Source organism: Rhizobacter sp. Root1238 (genome assembly GCF_001425825.1).
Lineage (GTDB): Bacteria > Pseudomonadota > Gammaproteobacteria > Burkholderiales > Burkholderiaceae_C > Rhizobacter.
The window spans coordinates 512,195-533,254 of the sequence record NZ_LMDM01000023.1 but is presented as its reverse complement, the minus strand read 5'-3'; the positions used below and the strand labels follow the sequence as shown (position 1 = coordinate 533,254).

The following is a 21,060-nucleotide window of genomic DNA, read 5'->3' as shown; positions in this document are numbered from 1 at the left end:
GATCGGGCCTCATCGGATGGATGGAAACCGCATGGCCACATGCATCTCCTCGTCAGAGCCTTGGCTTTGCCCAGTAGAGCACCTCGACGACGAGATCGGCATCATCCACTTGGTGGACGGCATGCCGAACGGCGCGTCAAGCCGGACTCGCCTCCTCGACCACGGCCCAGAAGCGTTCGGCCGCCCGCGGCAACGGCGCGCGCGGCCGGAACAGCCGGATCTCGACCTCGATCGCCCACGGCACGCCGCCGGCGGCGACCAGGCGGCCGGCGGCCAGGTCGTCGGCGATCAGGCTGCGCGGCAGCCAGGCCACGCCGCGGCCGTCCAGCGCCATCGTCTTCAGCACGCTGGCCAGGTGCGCCGTCAGCGCCGACTGCGTTGGGGCGTCGGCCAGCGCGCCGCCCCGCAAGGCACGCACCAGGCGGCCGATGCCGGACTCGGCGCTGTACTCGAGCAGCGGCACCGGTCGGCCGGCGGCGCCGTCCAGCGAATGGCGCGGCCGGCCGGACGCATCGGGCGCCGACACCGGCAACAACGCGTCGTGACCGACCACGGCCCAGTGGTGCGATGCCGGGTCCAGCCGGCTCGGCACCTGCTCATGGCCATGGCACAGCAGGAACTGCACGCGACCCTGCTGCATCAGCGCCTCGCATTGCTGCATCACGTCGGAGATCAGCTGCACCGGACCCGGCCCCTGCCCCGATCCCTGCCCTGACCCCTGCCCTGGCCATGTCGCCAGCCGCGACTCCAGCCCCCTCAGCCAGCCCGGCAGGAAGCTGAACGACAGCGCATGGGTGGACGCGATGCGCAGCGTGGCCGAGCTCGCATCGGCCACCGCGCGCGCCTGGTCCGGGATGCCCGCGACGCGCGTGAGCAGTTCCTGCGCCACCGCGCGAAACCATTCGCCGGCCTCGGTCAGCGTGGCCGGCTGGGTGCTGCGGTCGAACAGCACCACGCCCAGCCAGTCTTCCAGCGCCCGCACGCGGCGGCTGAAGGCCGGCTGCGTCATGTGCCGCTCCTGCGCCGCGCGCGAGAAGTTGCCGCTGGCCGCCAGGGTCAGGAAATCGTCGAGCCAGATCAGGTTCATGGGTGGTGCTCACAAGGCATGGAAGAAGACCCAAGCGGCATTGGTCACGGACGGCCTCGGCGCGCAAGATCCATGGCGATTGTTCAACAAACAACAGGAGACACGACCCATGCGCACGATCCAGAACTACCGCGGCCTCATCCCCGCGATCGCCTGCCCGTTCACCAGCGACCACCGCATCGACGAGCCCGCGCTGCGCAAGCATGCCTCGTGGCTGGCCACGCAGCCCGGCGTGGTGGCGGTGATGACCAACGGCCACACCGGCGAGGTGTTCTCGCTGCTGCCGCGCGAGCGCGCCGAGGTGACGCGCATCGTCGCCGACGAATTGAAGGGCCGGCTGCCGGTGATCTCGTCGATCGTCTGCGAAGGCACGCGCGACGCCACCGAGCAGGCCGCGATGGCACGCGAAGCGGGCGCCAAGGCGCTGGACGTGATGCCGCCGCACCACTGGCTGCGCTTCGGCTTCCGGCCGGATCACGTGACGCGCTACTTCGAGGCCATCGCGTCGGTCGGGCTCGACCTGGTGGCGCACGTCTACCCGGCGTGGACGCGCGCGTCGTACTCGTCGGCGACGCTCGCGGAACTGGCCCGCCTGCCCGCCGTCGCCGCCTTCAAGGTCGGGCAGCGCGACATGAACAAGTACGCCGCCGACATCGCCGCGATCCGCCAGGCCGATGCGAGCAAGGCGATCCTCACCTGCCACGACGAATACCTGCTGGCCTCGATGGTGCAAGGCGTCGATGGCGCGCTGGTCGGCTTCGCGACCTTCATCCCGAGCCTGATCAACGACCTGTGGGAAGCCGTGAAGGCCGGCGACCTGAAGCGGGCCGTCGCGGTGCAGGCCGTCATCACGCCGCTGAAGGATGCCGTCTACGGCGGCGGCGAACCGACCGGCGAGGCCCACGCGCGCATGAAGATGGGGATGTACCTGGCCGGCGTGCTGGACTCGCCGACCGTGCGCCCGCCCACCGAAGCGCCCAACGAGGCCGAGATGGCCGCGCTGCGCGCCGCTGTTGCCCAGGCCGGCCTGCTCAAGCGCTGAGGAGACGAACATGAACCGCCAACGTTTCCTCCTGTGCGCCGCGACCGCCGCGCTGCTCGCCCTTGGCACCAGCACCGGCGCCCGCGCCGAACCCTGGCCCGCCAAGCCCATCACGATGATCATCCCCTTTCCGCCCGGCGGCACGCTCGACGTGGTGGGCCGCCTGCTGGCGCAGAAGCTGGGCCAGCAGCTCGGCCAGACGGTCATCGTGGACAACCGCGCGGGCGGTGCCGGCACCATCGGCGCCTCGGCGGTGGCCCGCGCGCCAGGCGACGGCTACACGCTGCTGTTCAGCGCGTCCACCTTCACCACCACGCCGATGACGCAGAAGACCGCGGCCTACGACGTGGTGAAGGACTTCGCGCCAGTGGCGTTGGTGGCGAAGGCGCCGCTGGCGATCGCGGTCAACAAGAACCTGCCCTTCAACGACGTCAAGGGCCTGCTGACCTATGCGCGCGCCCACCCGGGCAAGCTGACGTTCGCGATCGGCTCGACCGGCTCGGCCGGGCACCTGAGCACCGAGATGCTGCGCCGCGCCGGCCAGATGGAATACCTGATCGTGCCGTACAAGGGATCGGCACCGGCCTACCAGGACCTGATCGGCGGCAGCGTCGATGCGTTCATCGACCCGATCCTCGGCTCGGCCTCGTTCGCGAAGGCAGGCCAGCTGAAGGTGCTGGCCGTCACGTCGAAGAACCGCGTGCCCAGCCAGCCCGAGCTGCCGACCGTCGGCGAGACGGTGCCGGGCTACGAGTTCTACAGCTGGTACGGCCTGTGGGGTCCGGCCAGCCTGCCGAAGGAGATCGCGGTGCGCCTGAACGCCGAGGTCAACAAGGCGCTGGGCACCGACATGCGCGAGCAGCTGACGCCGCAGGGGCTGCTGCTGACGCCGGGTTCGATCGACGACTTCGTGCGCTTCCAGAAGGACGACATGGCGCTGTCGCAGCGCATCGTCACCGAGGGGAAGATCCGTGCCGAGTGAACGCCATGCGGTCGTGACCGGCAGCAGCTCCGGGATCGGGCGGGCCATCGCGCAGGCCTTGCTCGAAGACGGCTGGCTCGTCAGCGGCCTCGACCTCGGGCCGGCCACCCTCGACCACCTGCATTTCCACGCACTGCGCGTCGACCTGGCCGACGGTGCGGCGACCGACGCCGCGCTGCAGCACCTGGCCGTCGCCCAGGCCTTCGTGCATGCCGCCGGCGTTCTGCGCGTGGGCAGCCTCGGCAGCCTGCAGCCGGCCGACGGCGAACTGATGTGGCGACTGCACGTCGATGCCGCCGAGCGCATCGGCAACCGGCTGCTGCCGGCGATGGCGGCCGCGGGGCACGGCCGCGTCGTGCTGATCGGCAGCCGCGTCGCGCAGGGCAAGGCCGGCCGCAGCCAGTACGCGGCGACCAAGGCGGCGCTGGCCGGCCTGTCGCGCAGCTGGGCTGCCGAGGTGGTGGCGCACGGGGTGACGGTCAACGTGGTGTCGCCCGCGGCCACGCAGACCGCGATGACCAACGACCCTGCCCGGCAGGCCGCCGCGCCGGTGCTGCCGCCGATCGGCCGGCTCATCCGTCCCGACGAGATCGCGGCGATGGTCGGCTTCCTGCTCTCTCCCGCTGCGGCCGCCATCACCGGCCAGGACATCCAGATCTGCGGTGGCGCCTCGCTGCCGCGCTGACACTCCCCAGGAAACCACCATGAAGATCATCGAGATCCGCGAACAGACCAAGCCCATCCAGTCCAGCATCCGCAACGCGTACATCGACTTCTCGAAGATGACGCTGAGCCTGGTCGCCGTCGTCACCGACGTGGTCCGCGACGGCAAGCCGGTGATCGGCTACGGCTTCAATTCCAACGGCCGCTACGGCCAGGGCGCGCTGATGCGCGAACGCTTCCTGCCGCGCATCCTCGAGGCCGATCCGGCGAACCTGCGCGATGCGGAACGCGACAACATCGATCCGCACAAGGTGTGGGCCACGATGATGACCAACGAGAAGCCCGGCGGACATGGCGAACGCTCGGTGGCGGTCGGCACCATCGACATGGCGGTGTGGGACGCGGTCGCGAAGATCGAGGGCAAGCCGCTGTTCCAGCTGCTGGCCGAGCGCTACGGCACCGGCCACGCCAACCGCAAGGTGTTCGTCTACGCCGCCGGCGGCTACTACTGGCCGGGCCAGGGCCTGGAAGGGCTGGAGCGCGAGATGCGCAGCTACCTCGACCGCGGCTACTCGGTGGTGAAGAAGAAGATCGGCGGCGCGTCGCTGGCCGAAGACTGCAAGCGCATCGAGGCCGTGCTGCGCCTTCTCGGGCCGGGGCAGAAGCTGGCGGTCGACGCGAACGGGCGCTTCGACCTGAAGACCGCGATCGCGTATGCGAAGGCGCTGTCGCAGTACGACCTGTTCTGGTACGAGGAAGCCGGCGACCCGCTCGACTATGCGCTGCAGGCCGAGCTGGCGCAGCACTATGCCGGCCCGATGGCCACCGGCGAGAACCTGTTCTCGATGCAGGATGCGCGCAACCTGATCCGCTACGGCGGCATGCGGCCCGACCGCGACTGGTTGCAGTTCGACTGCGCGCTGAGCTACGGGCTGGTCGAATACCTGCGCACGCTGGAGATGCTGAAGGCGCACGGCTGGTCGGCATCGCGCTGCGTGCCGCATGGCGGGCACCAGATGTCGCTGGCCATCGCGGCCGGGCTGGGGCTGGGCGGCAACGAGTCGTACCCGGACCTGTTCCAGCCCTATGGCGGCTTCCCCGATGGCGTGAAGGTCGACAACGGGTATGTCACCCTGCCGGAGCTGCCGGGGATCGGCTTCGAGGGGAAGGCGGACCTGTACGCGCAGATGAAGGCGCTGGCGGGCTGAGCTGTCGATTCGGCCGGTCCCCGTTCGTCGTGGAGGTGAGGCGGCGGAATCGTTCCGCTGCCCACCCACCGACAAGGGGCCGAACCATGCCTTCCTGGACCGACGCGCTGCGCGCTCATTACCGCTGGATCATCGTGGCCGCCGGCGGCGTGCTCGGTTGCGTGGCGATCGGCGGGCTGTTCTCGCTGCCGGTGTTCCTGCGGCCGATCGCACAGGACGCGGGCTGGTCCACCACCGGGATCTCCGCCGCGATGACGCTGGCCTTCGCGGCGCTCGCGGTCGGCAGCATCGCCTGGGGCCACCTCAGCGACCGCGTGGGTCCGCGCAGCGTGGTGCTGGCCGGCGCCTTGCTGCTGGCCGCCGGTCTCGCGCTGTCCAGCCTGGCGACATCGCTGCTCGCGTTCCAGCTGTCGTTCGGCGCGGTCGTCGGCTTCGGCGCGGCGGCGATCTTTGCACCAATGATGGCCTGCGTCACCGGGTGGTTCGACACGCGGCGCAGCCTGGCGGTGTCGCTGGTGTCGGCCGGCATGGGCATGGCGCCGATGACCATGTCGCCGCTGGCGGCCTGGCTGGTGCAGGGGCACGGCTGGCGAACCTCGCTGCAGCTCATCGCGGCCCTGGCCGTGGCGATCATGGTGCCGGTGGCGTTGCTGGTGCGTCGCCCGCCGGCGCTCGCGCCGGCCGCATCCGCCGCGGCACCGGGCGCGACGCCCGAACCGGCCACGTCCGTCGGGAAGGCCATGCGCTCCGCGCCGTTCCTGATCCTGGTCTCGACCAGCTTCCTGAGCTGCGCCACCCACTCCGGGCCGATCTTCCACACGGTGAGCTACGCCGTCACCTGCGGCATCCCGCTGATGGCGGCGGTGTCGATCTACAGCCTGGAAGGACTCGCCGGCCTGGGCGGCCGCCTCGTGTTCGGGCTGCTCGGCGACCGCTTCGGAGCCGCGCGCGTGCTGGTGCTGGCGCTGCTCGCCCAGGCGCTCGTGGTGCTGGGGTATGTGTTCGCGCGCGAGCTCGGGAGTTTCTACACCGTCGCCGCGCTGTTCGGCTTCACCTACGCGGGCGTGATGCCGCTGTTCGCAGTGCTGGCGCGCGAGAATTTTCCGTTGCGCATGATGGGCACGGTGATCGGCGGCATCACGATGGCCAGCAGCCTCGGCATGGCGCTCGGGCCGGTGCTGGGCGGGCTGATCTACGACACGTTGTCGAGCTACCTGTGGCTCTTCGTCGGCGCGTTCTCGCTGGGCATCGGGGCCTTCCTGTCGGCGCTGGCATTCACGCGGCTGCCGCAGCGCCAGGCGATCGGCGCAGCGGCCTGAGCCTGCGCGCGGCGGGCCCTGCAGCCGTGAGTCCGGCGGTGCCGTGCCGGCCGACAGGGGCTTCGCATGGCCGCACGGCACTTCGCGCCGCCGCCCTCGCGAGGGACGTGGCGGGCCGAGCATCGCGGACACCACCACACCGCTTGCCAGCCTGAAGGAGATCCCCATGAGCGTAGGCGTCATGTCGCCGATGTCCCACTTCGGACCGATGGGTCACTATGGTTCGATGGGCCACATGGGATCTCCGGGCGCCACGCATGCCGGTGGCTGCCATCCTGTCGACGAGTCGGCCGACCTGCAACTGAGCACCGAGCTGCCGAGCGAGGATCCGTCGGTCGAAGGCGCCTGCGGTGCCGACGGCCAGGATGGCGAGATGGACCCGAACGCCACCACGATGAACCCGCAGCTGCTGGAGATGCTGGCGTACATGATGATGCAGTTCATGGCGGCCTTCCAGCAGAACCCCTCGCCGGACGGCGGCGGCGGAGAGGGCGGCGGCAGTCTCTCGGGCCTCGGCGGCGTGGGGGGTGGCGGGGGCGGCGGGTGGGGCGGCGGCGAGGCCGTGGCAGCCGCACCGGTGGAAGGGGCAAACCCCGGTGCGCAGGCGATGCCGCAGCCCGAGCAGGGCCCTGCCGCGGTGACCGAAACGCCGGCCCAGGCGGCCCAGCCGGCCAGCGGCGGCGGCGATGCCGGCCCGCTGAGCGGCGCCGCCCAGACCCAGGCGCTGCAGCCGGGCGAGAGCCTGCAGGTCGCGCAGCAGTGGAAGGACAACCTGAAGAAGGACTTCGGCCTCAACGACGCCCAGGCCGCCGGCATCGTCGGCAACCTGTGGCACGAGAGCGGCGGCATGAATTCCGGCATCACGCAAGGCGGCGGCATCGGCGGGCCGAACGGCAACATGGCCGACGACAACGGCAACGGCTACGGCATCGCCCAGTGGGGCGGGGTGCGCAAGCAGGGCCTGATCGACTTCGCCAAGGCCAACAACATCGATCCGTCGAGCCAGGCCGCCAACTACGGCTACCTGAAGCAGGAGCTGCAGGGCGACTACAAGGGCGCGATCGACGCGGTGAAGGGCACGAACGACGTGGCCGGCGCCACCGCGGCCTTCTGCAACAGCTTCGAGAAGCCGAGCGATCCGCAGCTGGCGTCGCGGGTGGAGTACGCGATGAAGCTGGGCTGAGCGGACATCAGCCCGCCTGCGTCTGCAGCAACGAACCTCGACGTCTCGATCGGCCCTCGCCTACTCGCCGCGCCGGCTGGCCGGATGCCCCGCCACCATCGTGGTGCCGCCCGAGCGCACGCAACGGCGCATCTTGTCCACATACCTGGCTCGCTGCGCTTCGCAGAGCATCGTCCGGTAGTGCCTCGCATCGAACCAGAGATCGTAGGCGTGGTGGGGCAGGTCGAGGTCGACGACGTCCCCCACCTTCCACGCGACGTACTTCGAAAGCGTGCCGAAACGCTGCTTGAGGTCTTCGATGACGGCGGCGGATCGTTCGACGACCGTCAGTTCCACATCGCATTCCATCAGCAGGTCTTCAAGATCCGCCCTGCTCTCCCCTCCGATGGCAATCACGGACAGGCGGGTCGGGCGAAGCCTCATGGCGCGGCCGCCCTCGCCGTGCTCCCACATGGCCACGGAGAGAAACCCCCATCCCGGCGTAAAGGCGCGAGCCTGGGAACGCGAGTCGTTTGCTTTGGTGTGCGGCATCGTTGCGGGATTCAGGGGAATGTGAAATTCAACTCTGCGACGGGGACCGATGTGTCCACCGCCTGCGTCTTCGAGACGCCGAAGGACGTGGCCTCCACGACGTAGTGACCCGCGGCGCCCGCGTCCGCCTTGAAGTTCAGCGACAGGGGATCGGCGGCGTAGGGCGATGCGACGGGCGCGCCGTTGGGCAGCAGCAGCTGGAAGGCGCCCGTGAGGCCATCGACGTTGCCGCCGCGGACTTCGACGGTGGTGGTGCCGCCGAGCGTTTGAAGCGCACGGACCGTGGCCGGTGCCGGCGTCACCGTTCCGCCCACCGGCCGGTCGGCCGGCGTGGAGACCGGCGGAGCAATCGGTGCACTGGCACTGGCGACGTACGTGTACGCGGCGACGGTCACGGGCACCCCCGTCATCACCGCCGTCACGCGGCCCGTGGCGCTGACCACGAGGTCGTAGCTTCCGACAGGGACGGGGTACAGCACGAACTTTCCGGTCGCGTCCGGCGCAGCGGCCTTCACCACGGTGCCGCCGCTTTGCAGCGACACCGTCGTTCCGGCGATCGACGCGGCGGGGTCCACGTAGCCGACAACCCGCTGCCCGGCGTCCGACAGGACCGTCGTCGCGGAGAGGACGGGCTTCAGGTTGTAGCGGCCGGAGTTGCCGAGTCGAACGATCGACCTGCACGCGTCGAAGTCGAGAGCCACGTCGACGACCTTCCCGACCGGGACGTCCACGTCGAGGTTCAGCTTGAGACCGCTCTGCTCAGCGCTGGGCGTCTCGAGCGCCGTCTCGTGGCCACCCGACGGCACCACCGAGTTGGCGAGCGGATGCGTCGCATCGTTGGTCGCCAGCACCAGCCGAAGCTGGGTGTACCGGCCGGCCGGCAACGTGGTCTGCCCGAGGTCTTCCAGTACGCCGTTGGTGAGCGTGAGCAGGTCGATGCGACGGGCTGGCGACAGCACCACCTCCGACCAGCCTGCGTCGCCTTCACCGGCAGTCGGGCTCTTGTTCACCCGAACCCGCTCGATGGTCACGTTCACCGCTTCGTACCCGCACGCCGGGGCGTCGCCGATCGACACCCGCATCGTGCCTGCGTCCTGTCCCGTCCCGCCGATGCCGCCGCCACCGCCACAGCCCGCAGCGATCAGGACGGACGCCACAAGACTGGCACCGGCGATTCTGAGTGTCTTCATGTCGAACCTCTTGGCGTGTCGGGAGCCGTCACCGGCTCCTCGAAGTAATAGATGCCCAGCCCGACGCGGGATCGAGGGACGGGGAGCTGGCCCGGCACGTCGTCGACGTCATGCGCCGCAAGCCAGCCGTCCAGGGTCTCGAGCAAGGCTTGAGCCTTCGCGGCACTGAGCTTGCGGAACGCCCCCAGATCGCGCGACGGGATGCTGTCGTACATCACCTTGCGCTGGTACCGCGGGTCGGTCGAGCCGTGCTGGATGTTGTGATCGATGGTGTCGATCAGGTCGGAGGTGTCGCGCCCCAGGATGCTCAGCTTTTCCAGCACGCCGGCCTGGGGCACGTAGGCGCGCTGCAAGGGCTCGATGAGCCCGTCTTCGCGCCGGCCGATCGCGCCGACGCGCAGCAATTCGTCGAGCACGGCCCGGGCAGGCATGTCGCCGCTGTACCGTTTGACAAGCGTCGCAAAGCTGCGCTCGCCGTCGAATTGAACCGGCAAGGGCTCACCGGAGGGGTCGAGGTAGTCCGCATCGCGGATCCATCCGGTGAGGACGCGGGCCGCGCGGTTGTACTCCTGCGCGGTGGCGGCGCTGTCGAGGCCTTCGCCATCCAGCAAGCGTTGAACATCCTTGCGGGAGAGGCCGGTCCTGCAAGACGACTTCGGAAATCTCGTCGCCTAACCCGGTGGAGAGACCACGGCTCTCCGGAGGGAATCCAGGTAGCCGGGTTGCATGCGTGCATCCCCGGCGAATGCCGTGTCGATCGCATCCATGACCAGGCGCGTACGCTTGGCGATCAATCTGCGGTCTGGATAGACCAAGTGGACGTCGCCGGCAGGGAGCGGATGGTGTGGCAGCAAGGCTTTGACGCGCCCAGCTCGAAGATCTTCTTCGAAGACCCAGGCCGGTGCGAGGCCGATGCCGACCCCCTGGCGCACTGCGCTCACGATCGCTTCGTGGTTGTTGAGGCGGTAGCGACCCTGCACGGTGACCTCCTCACCGAGGAAAGGCCAGAGACCCCCGGTTGGCAGTCGCGTATTCAGTATGCAGTCGTGGAGCATCAAGTCTCGTGGCGTTGCAGGCTCACCTCGGCGTTCGAGGTATTCAGTGCTCGCGAACACGGCACGCTCGGAAACGCCAACTTGTCTCGCGACCAGCATGCTGCTTTTCAAGGCGCCGACGCGTACGGCCAGGTCGAAGCGCTCTGCGACGAGATCGACGTATTCGTCGGACAGATGCAATTCGACTTCCAGTTGCGGATGTCGCATGAGCAGAGGCGCAATCAATGGCTGCACATGCAGCAAACCAACGACCATCGAGCAGCTGACGCGCAGAAGGCCACGCGGCTCGTCTTCACCCCGAGCCACCGATTCGGCCTCGGCGATCGTGTCGAGCGCGCGCCGGGCTTCGATGTAATAGCGCTCCCCCTCGATCGTCGGCGACAGCTTGCGCGTGGTCCGATGCAACAGCCGCAGACCGAGATGCGATTCGAGCGAGCCGATGTGTCGACTGACGTTGGGCTGCCCGATGCCCAATTCACGCGCCGTCGCGGAGAAGCTGCCGGTTTCGACCGCTCGCACGAAGCACTGCATCCACAGCAGCTTGCCGGTCTGCCGACCTGCATCGCCGCCCTGAACTTCATGCAGTGAGGCGCGGGTGGGCCGCGCGGGCGCCGTTGGCTCTTTTCCGTGCATTTTGATGCCGCCTCAGCATAGATGGTTGTGATCAACGTGAATTCATTCGAGATTCCGTTCGATTGAAGCATAGGCCCTATGCGGCGACCCTGGCTTCTGGCGGTCCTGACGAGGCGGGACACTGCGGCCCTCGCTGCCGAGCAGTGATCACCCAGAGAAAGCTCATGAAGATCGAACTCACTGGCCGCAAGGCCCTCGTCACTGGATCCACCGCGGGCATCGGCCGAGCAATTGCCGAGGGGCTTGCCCGTGCCGGCGCTTCCGTTGTCATCAACGGTCGTACTGAAGAGCGCGTGCAAGCCGCCATCAAGGAGCTGCGGTCCCTGCTGCCAACCGCTGAATTCGTCGGCGTTGCGGCGGATGTTTCGACAGCTGAAGGCTCTGCCTACCTGGCAGCCCAGGTCAAGGACGTCGACATCCTCGTCAACAATGCGGGCACGGCGTATCCGAAGGGCTTTTTCGAGCAGAACGATGCCGACTGGCTGGACCTGTACCAACTCAACGTCATGAGCGGAGTTCGCGCTTCACGGTTCTACATGCCCGGCATGATGCAGCGAGGCTGGGGACGCGTGGTGTTCATCAGCAGTGAGTCTGCCATCGCCGTGCCCAAGGAGATGATCGACTACGGCGTCACGAAGACGGCTCAGCTCGCCTTGTCGAGAGGGCTGGCCGAACTGGCCAAGGGGACGGGCGTTACCGTCAACGCCGTCCTGCCCGGCCCCACTCGCTCCGAGATCATGGGCAACTGGATGAAGTCGGCCGCGAAGGAGCAGGGCATCACCCAGCACGAAGCCGAGCAGAACTTCCTGGATACGACCCGTCCCTCCACCTTGATCAACCGCTTTGCAACAACCGAAGAAGTAGCAAACCTGGTGGTCTACGTGTGTTCGGCGCAGTCTTCCGGCACGACCGGCTCTTCGCTGAGAGTCGATGGGGGGGTTGTTCGCTCGATCGTGTGACCGCCCTGCAGGATGCGCGACAACGTACCGGCGCCATGCTGCCTGGCCAGGCGCTCCGCTTCAGGTCGCGGACAGAGAACGCTTTCAGGCCGTCGGGAATGCCGACGTTGAGGGCCAGTTCAGGAGGGCCACCGATGAACGATCAACGCACATGAGCCCTTGATATCACTCGGGAAACCCAACGGATCGCGAGCAGCCGAAGACCGCTCCGATCCGCTCCGGATCACGCCCACTCGATGATCAATCGGCTCGGCGTTTCCCTCTGAACATAGGAGGCCGGTACAGCGCCACAGCGACCAATGCCGTCGCGCGTACCGTCCATGACTGAAGCCCAACCTCTTCGGCTGCGCTACATGTCGACGTCCACCTCAACGAAGAGTGTTGTCCGCCTCGACGACGCATCGAAACGGATGCCCGGCCTGCCTCGCCGCGGCGCGCAGTCGCTCGGCCTTGTCCATCGACACATCGACAGGGAAACGGCCGGCGATCGCGCGGCCTTCGTGATGTACCTGGAGCATGACCCGAACGGCAGATTCGCGGGCCAGGCCTAGGTGCTCCTGCAACACTTCAACGACAAATTCCATCGGGGTGAAGTCGTCGTTCTCAAGCACGATCGCCATCGACGCCGTTCCATCCACCTGGAGCGGCGACGTCGCGTCGGGATCGGTGCCCGTGATGCCGTGGGCAATGACACGGGTCACGGTCAGGCGCGTCACGCCGTGTCGTTGCAGTTCCTCCACGGCTCCGCCTTCGGGCTCTTCCAGAAGCGCCGCCAGGACATCCCTGCCATCGACGGCCGGCCGGCCGGCCGACTTCCGAAGGAAGGCAGGAACCCATGAAGTGGCCTTCGACGCGTTGGGGCGCTGCCCCGGCGATCGCCTGAGCGCCAGGACGCGGGCGATTGCGCGTTGGAGCACACGCTGGAGCTCAGGCGACGCCGCAGGCTCGACGGCCCCAGTGCCTGGGGCGACGGGACTTGAGTCCCGAACGATCGCCGAAATGTCGGCGCGAATGGCCTCAATGTCGACCGCGCACGAGCGCAGCACGTCCGCGGCGCGCGGGTTATCGAGCAGCGCGAGCAGCAACTGCTCCAGCGAGATCGTCTCGTAGCGCAGCTTGCGGGCAGCGACGAAGGCCATGTGCAGGCTGACCTCCACGTCGAGCGCGACCATGCCACGTGCGTTCGGGCGGCGAAACCTGAACCAGAGAAAAAACGGAAGGTAAAGCACGAGGCCGACTGCCAGCGCGCCGATGATGAAACCGAGGGCGATCATTACTTGTCGATTCTTTTGCAACTGTGGTCAGGATCTGTGGGGTAGCTGGCTGCGGCCTGCTTCGAACCTGCCGTTTGCGGCCGACTGCATGTGGCCGAAGACGCTCGTCGACCACACGCTCCATCCGTGGGCGCGCTTCGTCTCCGGACTTCAATGATGTTGTCCGTACCGCGGGTGCCGATCGGTCGGCAGGTAAGGCCAGTCCGTCTTGTTCTTCAGAGAGGCCTTTGCCTGCTCAACCTGGCTCGCCGTCAGAAACATTCCTCCAAGATCGTTGCCGCCGTTGATAGCGTAAAGCCGCACCGAGGAGTTCTCCAGCTGGCTGTTGACGATGGAAAATAGAGCCCACGTAGCGCGCCCCCAGCTTCGGCCCTCAGAATCGTCAAGCTCTGGGGCATAGATCAGGTACTCGGTCCCTAGAGCCTTGATTGCGTAGCGCCCGGTATCGCCGTCAGCGTGCTCCTCCAGTTGCGCCGGATTGCTCACCAACCGCGCAAGCCCTGGAAGGATTGTCTCGTAGGCTTGTCCGATGCCCGCCTCGGCCAGATTCTCGGCGTCCAGCAGGATCATCTGTTCATAGTCGAGCGTCGAAGATGTCATGGCTTTGCCCAGAGAGAACAGCACTGAAATTGCGCACGGCATCCGCTGTGACCTGGCGGACGTTTGATGAACAAGAGGCTGCTCGAAACCCGCCATTCGTGACCGTCTGCTCGTGGCCGACCTCAGCTGGTCGCGTCATGGGCGTTGGGCGACAGCATGACTCGGCTGACCCAAGGTGTCATCCCCAAAGGGTTGCGCATGGCACCCCAGCAAACACCAGTTCCGAATCTTTGCTGCCTTCAAGGCCCCCATCCGGGCCCACGCTCCAGATGATGCCGGTTGTCAAACCATGCCATTCTGATGGCCCATGGCGTACTACCTCCTGCCCCTCGGTCCCTCCAAACGGCTGACCTTCGTTGTCGGTTGTGCGTGCGACGATGAAGGCCCTGTCTCCCACGTACTCCAGCGATCGCGTTCCATTGACGGGCGGCATGGTCAATCGCCATGTCTGGACGACAATCCGTTCAGAGAGCGGCGGAAGGGATTCAAGGTTGAACATGGTCCTGTTCTCCTGCGCGATCACATGACGGGCGCCAAACCCTAACCTTCGCTTTCGGCATTCATCAGCCTGCCTAGATGCGGTCGTTCCTGAACGGCTGAAAGTGCCCGGCTAGCGACGTTCGGGCTCAGCTCAGTGTCCGTCGCGCATCAGCCTCAACGCCATCGATCGGAATCCCATCGACCGTCCCTCGATACGAAACAGGTCGACGAGCTCTCCAGTATCGACAAAGCCCGAGCGCCGGTACAGGCGGATCGCCGAATCGTTGGAGGACAGAACCTGCAAGTCGATCCAGTCGAGCGCAGGCTGCGACCTTGCCCAATCGCGCGCATGCGCCAGAAGTCCGGCGCCGACACCCGCGCGGCGCCGCGCAGGGTCGACGCCCATGCCCAGAATGCAGCGGTGGGTCGTATGGGCTTCAGGTCGGGCGCGGAGATCAACATGGCCGATGATGAGGCCGTCGGCGAGGCGTGCCACCCAAGCACGTCGCCAGCCAGGTTCGAACAGTGACACGTCGAGTGCGTCCCGAAAGGCCCGCGCACGTTCGCCGTCGAAGCGCGACTCCGCTCGGGCCAGCGGCTGGAACAGAGGCAACCCGTCGCGGCCGTTGTCGGCGACATGATCGGCGAGGTAGGCTGCGAACGGATCAAAGGCATCCGAGTGCAGCGGGTCGATCGAGAACGGCAGGCTCATCGAACGGAGTGTCTCATCCCAAAGTACGCCTTGGCGTGGCGCTATATGCATCTCGACGTGCGTCTACCTCTTCGACGCTCCAGGCGGCATCGAAGCCGCTCAACGTGTTGCTCGAATGCGGACGCCTCCGAAAGACAACTTCTGCCGACAGTGAATGTTCGCCGTATCGCCCGCGAGCAGTCGGTCGGAGGCCCTGCCGCCTCGGGCGACCGCTTGCAGGGCCACGAACGAAGGGCCACAGCCGGTCAGGCTCTGACATTGCATCCTCACCTCACCTCATCTCTTCGCGGCATGGGTGGCTGCATGTGAGGCGGCGGCGCCTTCGCGCCCGTTTCGAGCCAAGCTATTTTGCGTTCGAGGAAGGTGAGCATCGCCTGCAATTCCAGAGCCCTGCCGCGCAACTTGTCACGCTGCGCGGTCAAGGCCTTGAGCATCCGCGCCTGTCCGCTCCCTGAACGCCGCTCCCCGATGAGCAGCTTGATCTCCTGGAGTGAGAGGCCCAGAGCCTGGCCCGCGCGGATGGCCGAGAGCAGGCGCAGCTCGGATTCGGTGAACTCCAGGTAAGGCCGCGCCCCGCCAGCGGGCCCTGTGCGCGGAGACAGGAGGCCTTCCCGCAGGTAGTGCCTGACGGTCGTCTGCCTCACTCCTGCGCGGCGCGCGAATTCAGCGATCCACATCTGTCGGGTACCCCGTATTGACTATGCATCCAACTGCATAGTTATAACCTTGGCCATGAACCACGCGACGCCCCTACTTCTCCTTCCCGGGCTGATGAACGATGCCCGAGTCTGGAATCCCCTGACGACCGCCATCGCCGGAGGGCGCACGTTGCATGTCGCTCCCACGCAGCTGCACGACAGCATCGCCGAGTCGGCTCGCGATGCGATAGCGGCCATGCCAGCCGGCTCATTCGCGGTCGCAGGGTTCTCGCTGGGTGGGTACGTCGCGCAGGAGGTCTGCCGCCAGGCGGGCGGCCGCATTGCCGGGCTGGGCCTCCTGGACACGGGCGCCCGCGCCGACACCGAGGAAGTGAAGCAGACCCGAGAAAGGATGATCCAAGCCGTGGACGGGGCCGAAAGCGCGGGCACCGCCACCTTCGGCCAGGTCGCCCAAGGGTTTGCCGCGCGGATCGTTCACGCGTCGAGGCTGCAGGACCGGGAACTGTTGTACCTGCTGTTCGACATGGCCTCCAGCGTGGGGAGCAAGGGCTTTGTCCGGCAGCAACGGGCCGCAATGAACCGGGTCGACACCCGTGACCTGCTGCCTCGCATGCACGTTCCCGCCGTAGTGGTGTGTGGGCGTGAGGACCAAATCACACCCTTCAGCCTGAGCCAGGAGATGGCGTCACTTCTGCCGGACGCCGAGCTTGTGGCGGTGGCCGGGGCGGGTCACATGTCGATCCTGGAGCAGCCTGCAACAGTCGTTGCGGCTTTGGTGCGTTGGCTGCGACGTGTCGACGCTGCAACCGCGCGCCACGGCCAAAGGCCGGCGTCGATCGCACAAGCTCAATGACCGCTGATGGGTTCGCTGCTGGCATCGCGGGCGCGCCGAGGATTGATGGGGTCGCGCACGACCGCTGTCTCGACAGGAGAACTGGTGCACCCGCCCCAAAGCGCCTTTCGGTCGGTCAGAAGTTGGCTCGCTCCGATGCCGGGTGCTGACCGAGCCTCTCGGCGACGAAATCGACAAAGGTCCGGATCTTGGCGCTCGGCCGAGGTTCGGGCAACCGCACGATGTGAACCTGCCGTGTGGGCAACTCCCAGTCGGGCAGGAGTTGCACGACTTGCCCCGAGGCCAGGGCGAAATCCAGCAGCGCATCGGACTGGACGATCACCCCGACGCCGGCCATCGCCGAGGCCAGCAGCGCCTGGCCGTTGTTGGTGGTGAGCGGGCCACGCACTGGCACGTGCACCGTCTGGCCATCGCGGGTGAAGCGCCACGAATGGCTCGAGCCCCAGGCCGCGAAGCTCAGCAACGCAAAGGCTTCGAGCTCGGACGGGTGCTTCGGCTGACCGTGGCGCGCGACCCAGCCGGGGCTGGCCACGGCGAACATGCGGGCCAGCGCCAGCGGTCTCGCAATGAGTCTCTCGTCAACCGCAGCGCCCGAGCGGATGCCGCAGTCAAAGCCCTCCTCGACGATGTCAATCACGCGGTCGTTGAGGTGGAGGTCCACCTGCACCTGCGGATACGTGGCGATGTAGTCGCCGATCACCGGCGTGAGCTTGTGTGCGCCGTAGGCGACTGGCGCGGTGACACGCAGCACACCCTGCGGCACGCTGCGCAGCGATTCGGCCACGCCGTCGGCCGCGTGCACGCCCGCGAGCACGTCGCGGCAACGATCGAGGTAGGCAGCGCCGATCTCGGTCAACGCATGGCGCCGCGTGGTGCGTTCGAGAAGGCGGGCGCCGAGCTGTTTTTCGAGCGTGCGGATGTGCTTGCCGACCATCACGGCCGACAGGTCGAGCAACTCTGCAGCGGCCGCGAAGCTGCCCGTGTCCACCGCCGCCACGAAGACTTCCATCGCGCGAAGCTTGTCCATATTGAGAACCTGTAGTTTCGAATTAACGAACTGACGGGCACTTTATCAAAGCATGGGTTCGCAAAAACAATGAGGTCCTCTTTCACTGAACGGTGTTTCTCCATGAGAGTTCTTGTTGTGGGCGCCACGGGCGCCGTGGGCAGCGCGGTGGCGCAAACGCTGGCCGACCGCGGTCACGAGGTGGTGCGCGTGGGCCGCACGCGCGGTGAGCACCGGGTCGATCTGACCAGCGATGCCAGCGTGGAGGCGTTGTTCGGTGTCATCGGGACGGTGGACGCGATCGTCTGCACATCGGGCGGCATGCACTTCGGACATCTCGCCTCGATGCGTCCGGCCGATTTCGATGTGGGCCTGCAAGGCAAGCTGCTGGGCCAGGTTCGCCTGGCGCTGATCGGCCAGCACGCGCTGACCGACGGGGGATCGATCACGCTGACAAGCGGCATCGACGAGCCGATTCTTCAGGCTGTCAATGCGAGTGCCGTCAACGCAGCCGTCGAAGGCTTCGTGCGCGCCGCGGCGATCGAGTTGTCGCGCGGTGTCCGGATCAATGCGGTGAGTCCCACGGTGATGACGGAGTCGTTGCCGACCTTCGGCCCGTTTTTCCCCGGCTACCCGTCGGTGCCGGCGGCGCGCGTGGCCCAGGCCTATGTGCGCAGCATCGAGGGGCCACAAACAGGGCGCGTCTATCGCGTATGGGAATGATGAGGCGCGCTTCTTCGCTGGCCGGAGTCCTGTTCGCACTGGGTGCATCCGTGTCGATGGCCGCGCCGCGCGCCCCCCAGGCCCTGCCTGAGGACTGGTATCCGGAAAGTGTTGCCATCGGGGCAGACGGTTCGTTCTACATCGGCAGCTGGCGCCAAGGCGCGATCGCACGGCTCAAGCCAGCGGTGGCATCGAAAGCCGAGGTGCTCGTGAAGCCCGGTGCCAACGGCCTGGCGAACGCTCAGGGTGTGCTGGTCGACGCGAAGCACCGGGCCCTGTGGGTCTGCTCGGGCAACAGCGGCTTCACCACGACGCCGCAGACGCCGAGCGCGCTCAAGCGCTACGACCTGACCACCGGCGCGCCGCGCGCGAGCTACCGGATGCCCGACCAGGGCTACTGCAACGACTTGGCGCAGGACGCACGCGGCAACATCTACGTGACCGACTCCTATCACCCGCGTGTGCTGCGGCTCGCGCCGGGCACGAGCGCGTTCACGGTCTGGAAGGAGGATTCGGCGCTGACGGGATCGGGACCCTACCCGGGGCTGAACGGCATCGCCATTGATGGCGGGCGCGAGGTTTACGTGAGCCTTGTGGCTGCAGCCTCCTACCTCCTGCGCATCGACCTTCGTACCGACGGACAAGCCGGTGAGGTCACGCGCATCGAGGCGCCACGCACGATGAAAAACGTCGACGCGATTCGTGCGTGGAGGCCGGGCCGACTGGTGCTGTTCGAGAGCAATGCCTTCGGCGACAAGCCCTATGGTGGACAGATCACCGTGGCACGCATCGAGGGCTCGAAGCTTGACCTGTTGACCGTGGTGACGGGGCTGAACGACCCGTCATCCGGTGCGGTGCTGGATGACCGCGTCTACTTCATCGAATCGAAGTACGGATTGCTGACGAAGCGCCGGGATGAAGACGGGCCGGTGCCGACGGGCGTACCCTTCGACATCCAGTCGCGCGCGTTGCCGCGGGACTGAGCACCCGCTCAGCCTCGCAGACACCGCGGTCACGACCTTCACCAAACTCACCCTCTGGCAGACCTGGATGACATCGGCTATCTCGTGGTCTTGTTTGCAATCTCGTCCAGCATGATCTGGTACAGGATGCGTGCGCTGAGCTGCAGGTCTTCGATCGGGGCGCCCTCGTTCAAGCCGTGGTAATTGATCGGTGGCCCGAACGCCAGGGTGAAGAGCGGGCCGGCCGCGACGAGATTGACCTGCCCTTTTGCATCGGTGCCCCCGCCGATGGCCGCCAACGGCATCGGCGCGCCCACCGCCCGCTCATAGGCGCCGCTGATCCGTTGGAACCGCGGACTCTGCGGGTCGCGCACGTCGGGTGAAGCGCCGTTCACGGTCGCCACCGTGACGGCCTGACCCGGCCGGTCCTGCTGAAAGCGGTTGACCAGTTGTTCGAAGGCATCGGGGAAGACGCTGGTGCCTGGCAACTGCCCCTCGGTCTTGCCGTCCCACGCCACGCCGTGATGGCCGAGGGCATAGCGGATGTCGATTCTGAGGGCCACGTCTTGGGGGCTGGTCGTGACGCGCGTCAGCGCGTAGGTCGTGCCGTTGCCTTGCTCGAAGACCTGATCGTGGCGTTCGAGCAGGTCGGGATGCTTCTCGCCGAAGACCGTCGTGCCCCAACCCCAGGCCATGAACTGCAGCATCCGCCCGACGCCGTTCGGCGCGAGCATCGCGTCGTCCACCAGGTGGGCGAGGAAGTTCGCGAGCGAGACGACCGGGCTCGCTCCGTTCGCGCGGTTCTGATCCGGCACCGACCCGTGTTGCGCGCCGATGACCTTGGTGGTCAGGACCACCGCCTTTGCGTCGCGCGAAACCTCGAGCGGCGCGCGCCGATACAGCGGATCGTCGAAGCCGTATTGCTGGTAGAGATCGGCGACGTTGGCCGCCAGGCGGTCGAGCGCGGCCTCATCGTTGCCGTTGATGCGCGCGGTCACCGTGTCCGGGATCTGATTCGTGGCTCCGGGGGCGCTGTTGAATGCCTCGACGAAGATGCCGTTGCTCGGCGCCGCACCGAGCGGGACGGTGAAGACCGGCCGCTCGATCCCCTTCTCCGCGCGGACCGTCCAGACCGCATCGAAAACAATGCCGAAATCGGGAACGCCGACCTCCTGGAAGTAGTACGCGGTCGAGAAGTCGGTCTCCTCGGAGGTGTCGAAGATCAGTTCAACCGTCAGCCCGTCGAGTGCGTTGGTTCCGTCGTAACGGTTCGCCAGTGCCCGCATCACGATGAGCGCGAGGACGGCCGGGCCCTTGTCATCCGCCGCGCCTCGGCCCACCAGGAAGGGCTGCGCCGCGCCGCGGTAGTCACGCGCCTCGACCCGCGGCTCGAAAGGCCGCCAATCCGCATTGCCGGGGGGCACGGTGTCCAGGTGCGCCAGGATCGCGACCTTCTTCGGCCCGCTGCCGAGACGGAACCCGAACACCCATTGGGTCTGGGTCGGGCCCGCCCGGCGCCACTCGAACGGCTCGAGCTTCAGGGTGCGCTGCCCCAGGTTGAACTCCTGGGCCAGCCCCATCAGGTAGTCGCGCGAGCGCGCCAGGTTGTCGACCACCAGTTGCTCGCTTTGCGGGTCTTCCGTGCGGAACGTCTGCAGCGTGACGAGGTGGCTCGTCTCGGAGACGAATCGCTGCGCCAGCGTCCGCTCCAAGTACGAGCGGGTATCGTCGCCATCCGAACTGCCGCAGCCAGCGAAGAGCACCAGGGCAGCGACGGCCAAGCGACCGTGATGCACAAGGTCGCGTTTCATGCAGCTAAGCATAGACATAGGAACCTCCGCCGTGTTCACGTATCGTGCCGGTCAAACCCCGACGGCTCCGGGCGGTATGTATCGCCATCGCGATCACCTCTCGTTGCCGTGGCAAAGGATCGCGGGCA

At 67.2% G+C, this 21,060-nt stretch carries 21 protein-coding genes and 1 pseudogene; 10 read left to right on the top strand and 12 right to left on the bottom strand.

Annotated elements, in window-relative coordinates; translation table 11 throughout:
* Window positions 1-136: 136 nt before the first annotated feature.
* A complete protein-coding gene (locus ASC98_RS19110) occupies window positions 137-1,087 on the bottom strand; it encodes a LysR family transcriptional regulator (RefSeq protein WP_056814736.1) in 951 nt (316 codons plus the stop codon).
* A gap of 109 nt (window positions 1,088-1,196) precedes the next feature.
* Between ASC98_RS19110 and ASC98_RS19105 the strand changes: the two genes are divergently transcribed.
* The 6 genes from ASC98_RS19105 to ASC98_RS30600 all read left to right on the top strand — a co-directional run bounded on the left by ASC98_RS19105 (window position 1,197) and on the right by ASC98_RS30600 (window position 7,484).
* Window positions 1,197-2,129, top strand: coding sequence for a dihydrodipicolinate synthase family protein (locus ASC98_RS19105; protein WP_056814733.1), 933 nt, complete (start codon window positions 1,197-1,199; stop codon window positions 2,127-2,129).
* Between the two features lie 10 nt (window positions 2,130-2,139).
* A complete protein-coding gene (locus ASC98_RS19100) occupies window positions 2,140-3,111 on the top strand; it encodes a tripartite tricarboxylate transporter substrate binding protein (RefSeq protein WP_056814730.1) in 972 nt (323 codons plus the stop codon).
* Window positions 3,101-3,796, top strand: a complete 696-nt coding sequence (locus ASC98_RS19095; RefSeq protein ID WP_056814727.1) for an SDR family NAD(P)-dependent oxidoreductase — start codon at window positions 3,101-3,103, stop codon at window positions 3,794-3,796. Before ASC98_RS19100 ends, ASC98_RS19095 begins: the two co-directional genes overlap by 11 nt.
* Before the next feature lie 19 nt (window positions 3,797-3,815).
* Entirely contained in the window at window positions 3,816-4,982 is a 1,167-nt protein-coding gene (locus ASC98_RS19090; protein ID WP_056814723.1) for a mandelate racemase/muconate lactonizing enzyme family protein, read from the top strand.
* An 86-nt stretch (window positions 4,983-5,068) separates the two neighbouring features.
* Window positions 5,069-6,301 carry an MFS transporter gene (locus ASC98_RS19085; protein WP_056814720.1) on the top strand — a complete coding sequence of 411 codons (1,233 nt, stop codon included), beginning with the start codon at window positions 5,069-5,071 and terminating at the stop codon, window positions 6,299-6,301.
* A 166-nt stretch (window positions 6,302-6,467) separates the two neighbouring features.
* Entirely contained in the window at window positions 6,468-7,484 is a 1,017-nt protein-coding gene (locus tag ASC98_RS30600; RefSeq protein WP_157604830.1) for a phage tail tip lysozyme, read from the top strand.
* 60 nt (window positions 7,485-7,544) lie between these two features.
* Here ASC98_RS30600 and ASC98_RS19075 read toward each other — a convergent pair whose 3' ends face one another.
* The 4 genes and pseudogenes from ASC98_RS19075 to ASC98_RS29625 form a co-directional block, all read right to left on the bottom strand.
* Window positions 7,545-8,015 (bottom strand): class I SAM-dependent methyltransferase, encoded by a 471-nt coding sequence (locus tag ASC98_RS19075; RefSeq protein ID WP_056820342.1) that lies wholly within the window; start codon window positions 8,013-8,015, stop codon window positions 7,545-7,547.
* Window positions 8,016-8,026: 11 nt separating this feature from the next.
* Window positions 8,027-9,205 (bottom strand): DUF4382 domain-containing protein, encoded by a 1,179-nt coding sequence (locus ASC98_RS19070; RefSeq protein ID WP_056814708.1) that lies wholly within the window; start codon window positions 9,203-9,205, stop codon window positions 8,027-8,029.
* Window positions 9,202-9,837: pseudogene (locus ASC98_RS19065) on the bottom strand (DUF6502 family protein); the annotation flags it as partial. The pseudogene ASC98_RS19065 and the gene ASC98_RS19070, both read right to left, overlap by 4 nt.
* A gap of 39 nt (window positions 9,838-9,876) precedes the next feature.
* The gene (locus ASC98_RS29625) at window positions 9,877-10,893 is read right to left on the bottom strand and encodes a LysR family transcriptional regulator (protein WP_082541680.1); all 1,017 of its coding nucleotides are present in this window, start codon (window positions 10,891-10,893) and stop codon (window positions 9,877-9,879) included.
* A 164-nt stretch (window positions 10,894-11,057) separates the two neighbouring features.
* Here ASC98_RS29625 and ASC98_RS19055 point away from each other — a divergent pair, with 164 nt between their 5' ends.
* Window positions 11,058-11,852, top strand: a complete 795-nt coding sequence (locus ASC98_RS19055; protein ID WP_056814699.1) for an SDR family NAD(P)-dependent oxidoreductase — start codon at window positions 11,058-11,060, stop codon at window positions 11,850-11,852.
* A gap of 368 nt (window positions 11,853-12,220) precedes the next feature.
* Here ASC98_RS19055 and ASC98_RS19050 read toward each other — a convergent pair whose 3' ends face one another.
* From ASC98_RS19050 to ASC98_RS19035, 5 genes are all read right to left on the bottom strand, one after another.
* Window positions 12,221-13,126, bottom strand: a complete 906-nt coding sequence (locus ASC98_RS19050; protein ID WP_056814696.1) for an ATP-dependent Clp protease adaptor ClpS — start codon at window positions 13,124-13,126, stop codon at window positions 12,221-12,223.
* Between the two features lie 150 nt (window positions 13,127-13,276).
* Window positions 13,277-13,726 (bottom strand): hypothetical protein, encoded by a 450-nt coding sequence (locus tag ASC98_RS19045; RefSeq protein ID WP_157597751.1) that lies wholly within the window; start codon window positions 13,724-13,726, stop codon window positions 13,277-13,279.
* Between the two features lie 178 nt (window positions 13,727-13,904).
* Entirely contained in the window at window positions 13,905-14,225 is a 321-nt protein-coding gene (locus tag ASC98_RS30595) for a hypothetical protein (RefSeq protein WP_157597750.1), read from the bottom strand.
* A 132-nt stretch (window positions 14,226-14,357) separates the two neighbouring features.
* Entirely contained in the window at window positions 14,358-14,918 is a 561-nt protein-coding gene (locus ASC98_RS19040) for an N-acetyltransferase (RefSeq protein ID WP_056814691.1), read from the bottom strand.
* A gap of 266 nt (window positions 14,919-15,184) precedes the next feature.
* Window positions 15,185-15,595, bottom strand: a complete 411-nt coding sequence (locus tag ASC98_RS19035; protein WP_056814688.1) for a MerR family transcriptional regulator — start codon at window positions 15,593-15,595, stop codon at window positions 15,185-15,187.
* 55 nt (window positions 15,596-15,650) lie between these two features.
* Here ASC98_RS19035 and ASC98_RS19030 point away from each other — a divergent pair, with 55 nt between their 5' ends.
* Window positions 15,651-16,430, top strand: a complete 780-nt coding sequence (locus tag ASC98_RS19030) for an alpha/beta fold hydrolase (protein WP_056814687.1) — start codon at window positions 15,651-15,653, stop codon at window positions 16,428-16,430.
* Between the two features lie 115 nt (window positions 16,431-16,545).
* Here the strand turns inward: ASC98_RS19030 and ASC98_RS19025 are convergent, their stop codons facing one another.
* Window positions 16,546-17,457 (bottom strand): LysR family transcriptional regulator, encoded by a 912-nt coding sequence (locus ASC98_RS19025; RefSeq protein ID WP_056814686.1) that lies wholly within the window; start codon window positions 17,455-17,457, stop codon window positions 16,546-16,548.
* Between the two features lie 102 nt (window positions 17,458-17,559).
* On the opposite strand from ASC98_RS19025, the gene ASC98_RS19020 reads away from it, so the two are divergent.
* Together ASC98_RS19020 and ASC98_RS19015 are read left to right on the top strand one after the other, a co-directional pair.
* Window positions 17,560-18,159: a short chain dehydrogenase gene (locus tag ASC98_RS19020; RefSeq protein ID WP_056814683.1), complete on the top strand. Its 600-nt coding sequence runs from the start codon at window positions 17,560-17,562 to the stop codon at window positions 18,157-18,159.
* 56 nt (window positions 18,160-18,215) lie between these two features.
* The gene (locus tag ASC98_RS19015) at window positions 18,216-19,142 is read left to right on the top strand and encodes a hypothetical protein (protein ID WP_157597749.1); all 927 of its coding nucleotides are present in this window, start codon (window positions 18,216-18,218) and stop codon (window positions 19,140-19,142) included.
* A 77-nt stretch (window positions 19,143-19,219) separates the two neighbouring features.
* Here ASC98_RS19015 and ASC98_RS19010 read toward each other — a convergent pair whose 3' ends face one another.
* A complete protein-coding gene (locus ASC98_RS19010; RefSeq protein ID WP_082541679.1) occupies window positions 19,220-20,932 on the bottom strand; it encodes a M20/M25/M40 family metallo-hydrolase in 1,713 nt (570 codons plus the stop codon).
* Between the last annotated feature and the right edge of the window lie 128 nt (window positions 20,933-21,060).

What these genes read in the sequence shown, in the direction of transcription:
- ASC98_RS19070 (WP_056814708.1), bottom strand. Translation starts at nt 9,205, where the DNA reads ATGAAGACACTCAGAATCGCCGGTGCCAGTCTTGTGGCGTCCGTCCTG.
- ASC98_RS19040 (WP_056814691.1), bottom strand. Translation starts at nt 14,918, where the DNA reads ATGAGCCTGCCGTTCTCGATCGACCCGCTGCACTCGGATGCCTTTGAT.
- ASC98_RS19105 (WP_056814733.1), top strand. Translation starts at nt 1,197, where the DNA reads ATGCGCACGATCCAGAACTACCGCGGCCTCATCCCCGCGATCGCCTGC.
- ASC98_RS19110 (WP_056814736.1), bottom strand. Translation starts at nt 1,087, where the DNA reads ATGAACCTGATCTGGCTCGACGATTTCCTGACCCTGGCGGCCAGCGGC.
- ASC98_RS19045 (WP_157597751.1), bottom strand. Translation starts at nt 13,726, where the DNA reads ATGACATCTTCGACGCTCGACTATGAACAGATGATCCTGCTGGACGCC.
- ASC98_RS19075 (WP_056820342.1), bottom strand. Translation starts at nt 8,015, where the DNA reads ATGCCGCACACCAAAGCAAACGACTCGCGTTCCCAGGCTCGCGCCTTT.
- ASC98_RS30600 (WP_157604830.1), top strand. Translation starts at nt 6,468, where the DNA reads ATGAGCGTAGGCGTCATGTCGCCGATGTCCCACTTCGGACCGATGGGT.
- ASC98_RS30595 (WP_157597750.1), bottom strand. Translation starts at nt 14,225, where the DNA reads ATGTTCAACCTTGAATCCCTTCCGCCGCTCTCTGAACGGATTGTCGTC.
- ASC98_RS19015 (WP_157597749.1), top strand. Translation starts at nt 18,216, where the DNA reads ATGGCCGCGCCGCGCGCCCCCCAGGCCCTGCCTGAGGACTGGTATCCG.
- ASC98_RS19020 (WP_056814683.1), top strand. Translation starts at nt 17,560, where the DNA reads ATGAGAGTTCTTGTTGTGGGCGCCACGGGCGCCGTGGGCAGCGCGGTG.
- ASC98_RS19085 (WP_056814720.1), top strand. Translation starts at nt 5,069, where the DNA reads ATGCCTTCCTGGACCGACGCGCTGCGCGCTCATTACCGCTGGATCATC.
- ASC98_RS19010 (WP_082541679.1), bottom strand. Translation starts at nt 20,932, where the DNA reads ATGAAACGCGACCTTGTGCATCACGGTCGCTTGGCCGTCGCTGCCCTG.
- ASC98_RS19050 (WP_056814696.1), bottom strand. Translation starts at nt 13,126, where the DNA reads ATGATCGCCCTCGGTTTCATCATCGGCGCGCTGGCAGTCGGCCTCGTG.
- ASC98_RS19055 (WP_056814699.1), top strand. Translation starts at nt 11,058, where the DNA reads ATGAAGATCGAACTCACTGGCCGCAAGGCCCTCGTCACTGGATCCACC.
- ASC98_RS19090 (WP_056814723.1), top strand. Translation starts at nt 3,816, where the DNA reads ATGAAGATCATCGAGATCCGCGAACAGACCAAGCCCATCCAGTCCAGC.
- ASC98_RS29625 (WP_082541680.1), bottom strand. Translation starts at nt 10,893, where the DNA reads ATGCACGGAAAAGAGCCAACGGCGCCCGCGCGGCCCACCCGCGCCTCA.
- ASC98_RS19100 (WP_056814730.1), top strand. Translation starts at nt 2,140, where the DNA reads ATGAACCGCCAACGTTTCCTCCTGTGCGCCGCGACCGCCGCGCTGCTC.
- ASC98_RS19030 (WP_056814687.1), top strand. Translation starts at nt 15,651, where the DNA reads ATGAACCACGCGACGCCCCTACTTCTCCTTCCCGGGCTGATGAACGAT.
- ASC98_RS19035 (WP_056814688.1), bottom strand. Translation starts at nt 15,595, where the DNA reads ATGTGGATCGCTGAATTCGCGCGCCGCGCAGGAGTGAGGCAGACGACC.
- ASC98_RS19025 (WP_056814686.1), bottom strand. Translation starts at nt 17,457, where the DNA reads ATGGACAAGCTTCGCGCGATGGAAGTCTTCGTGGCGGCGGTGGACACG.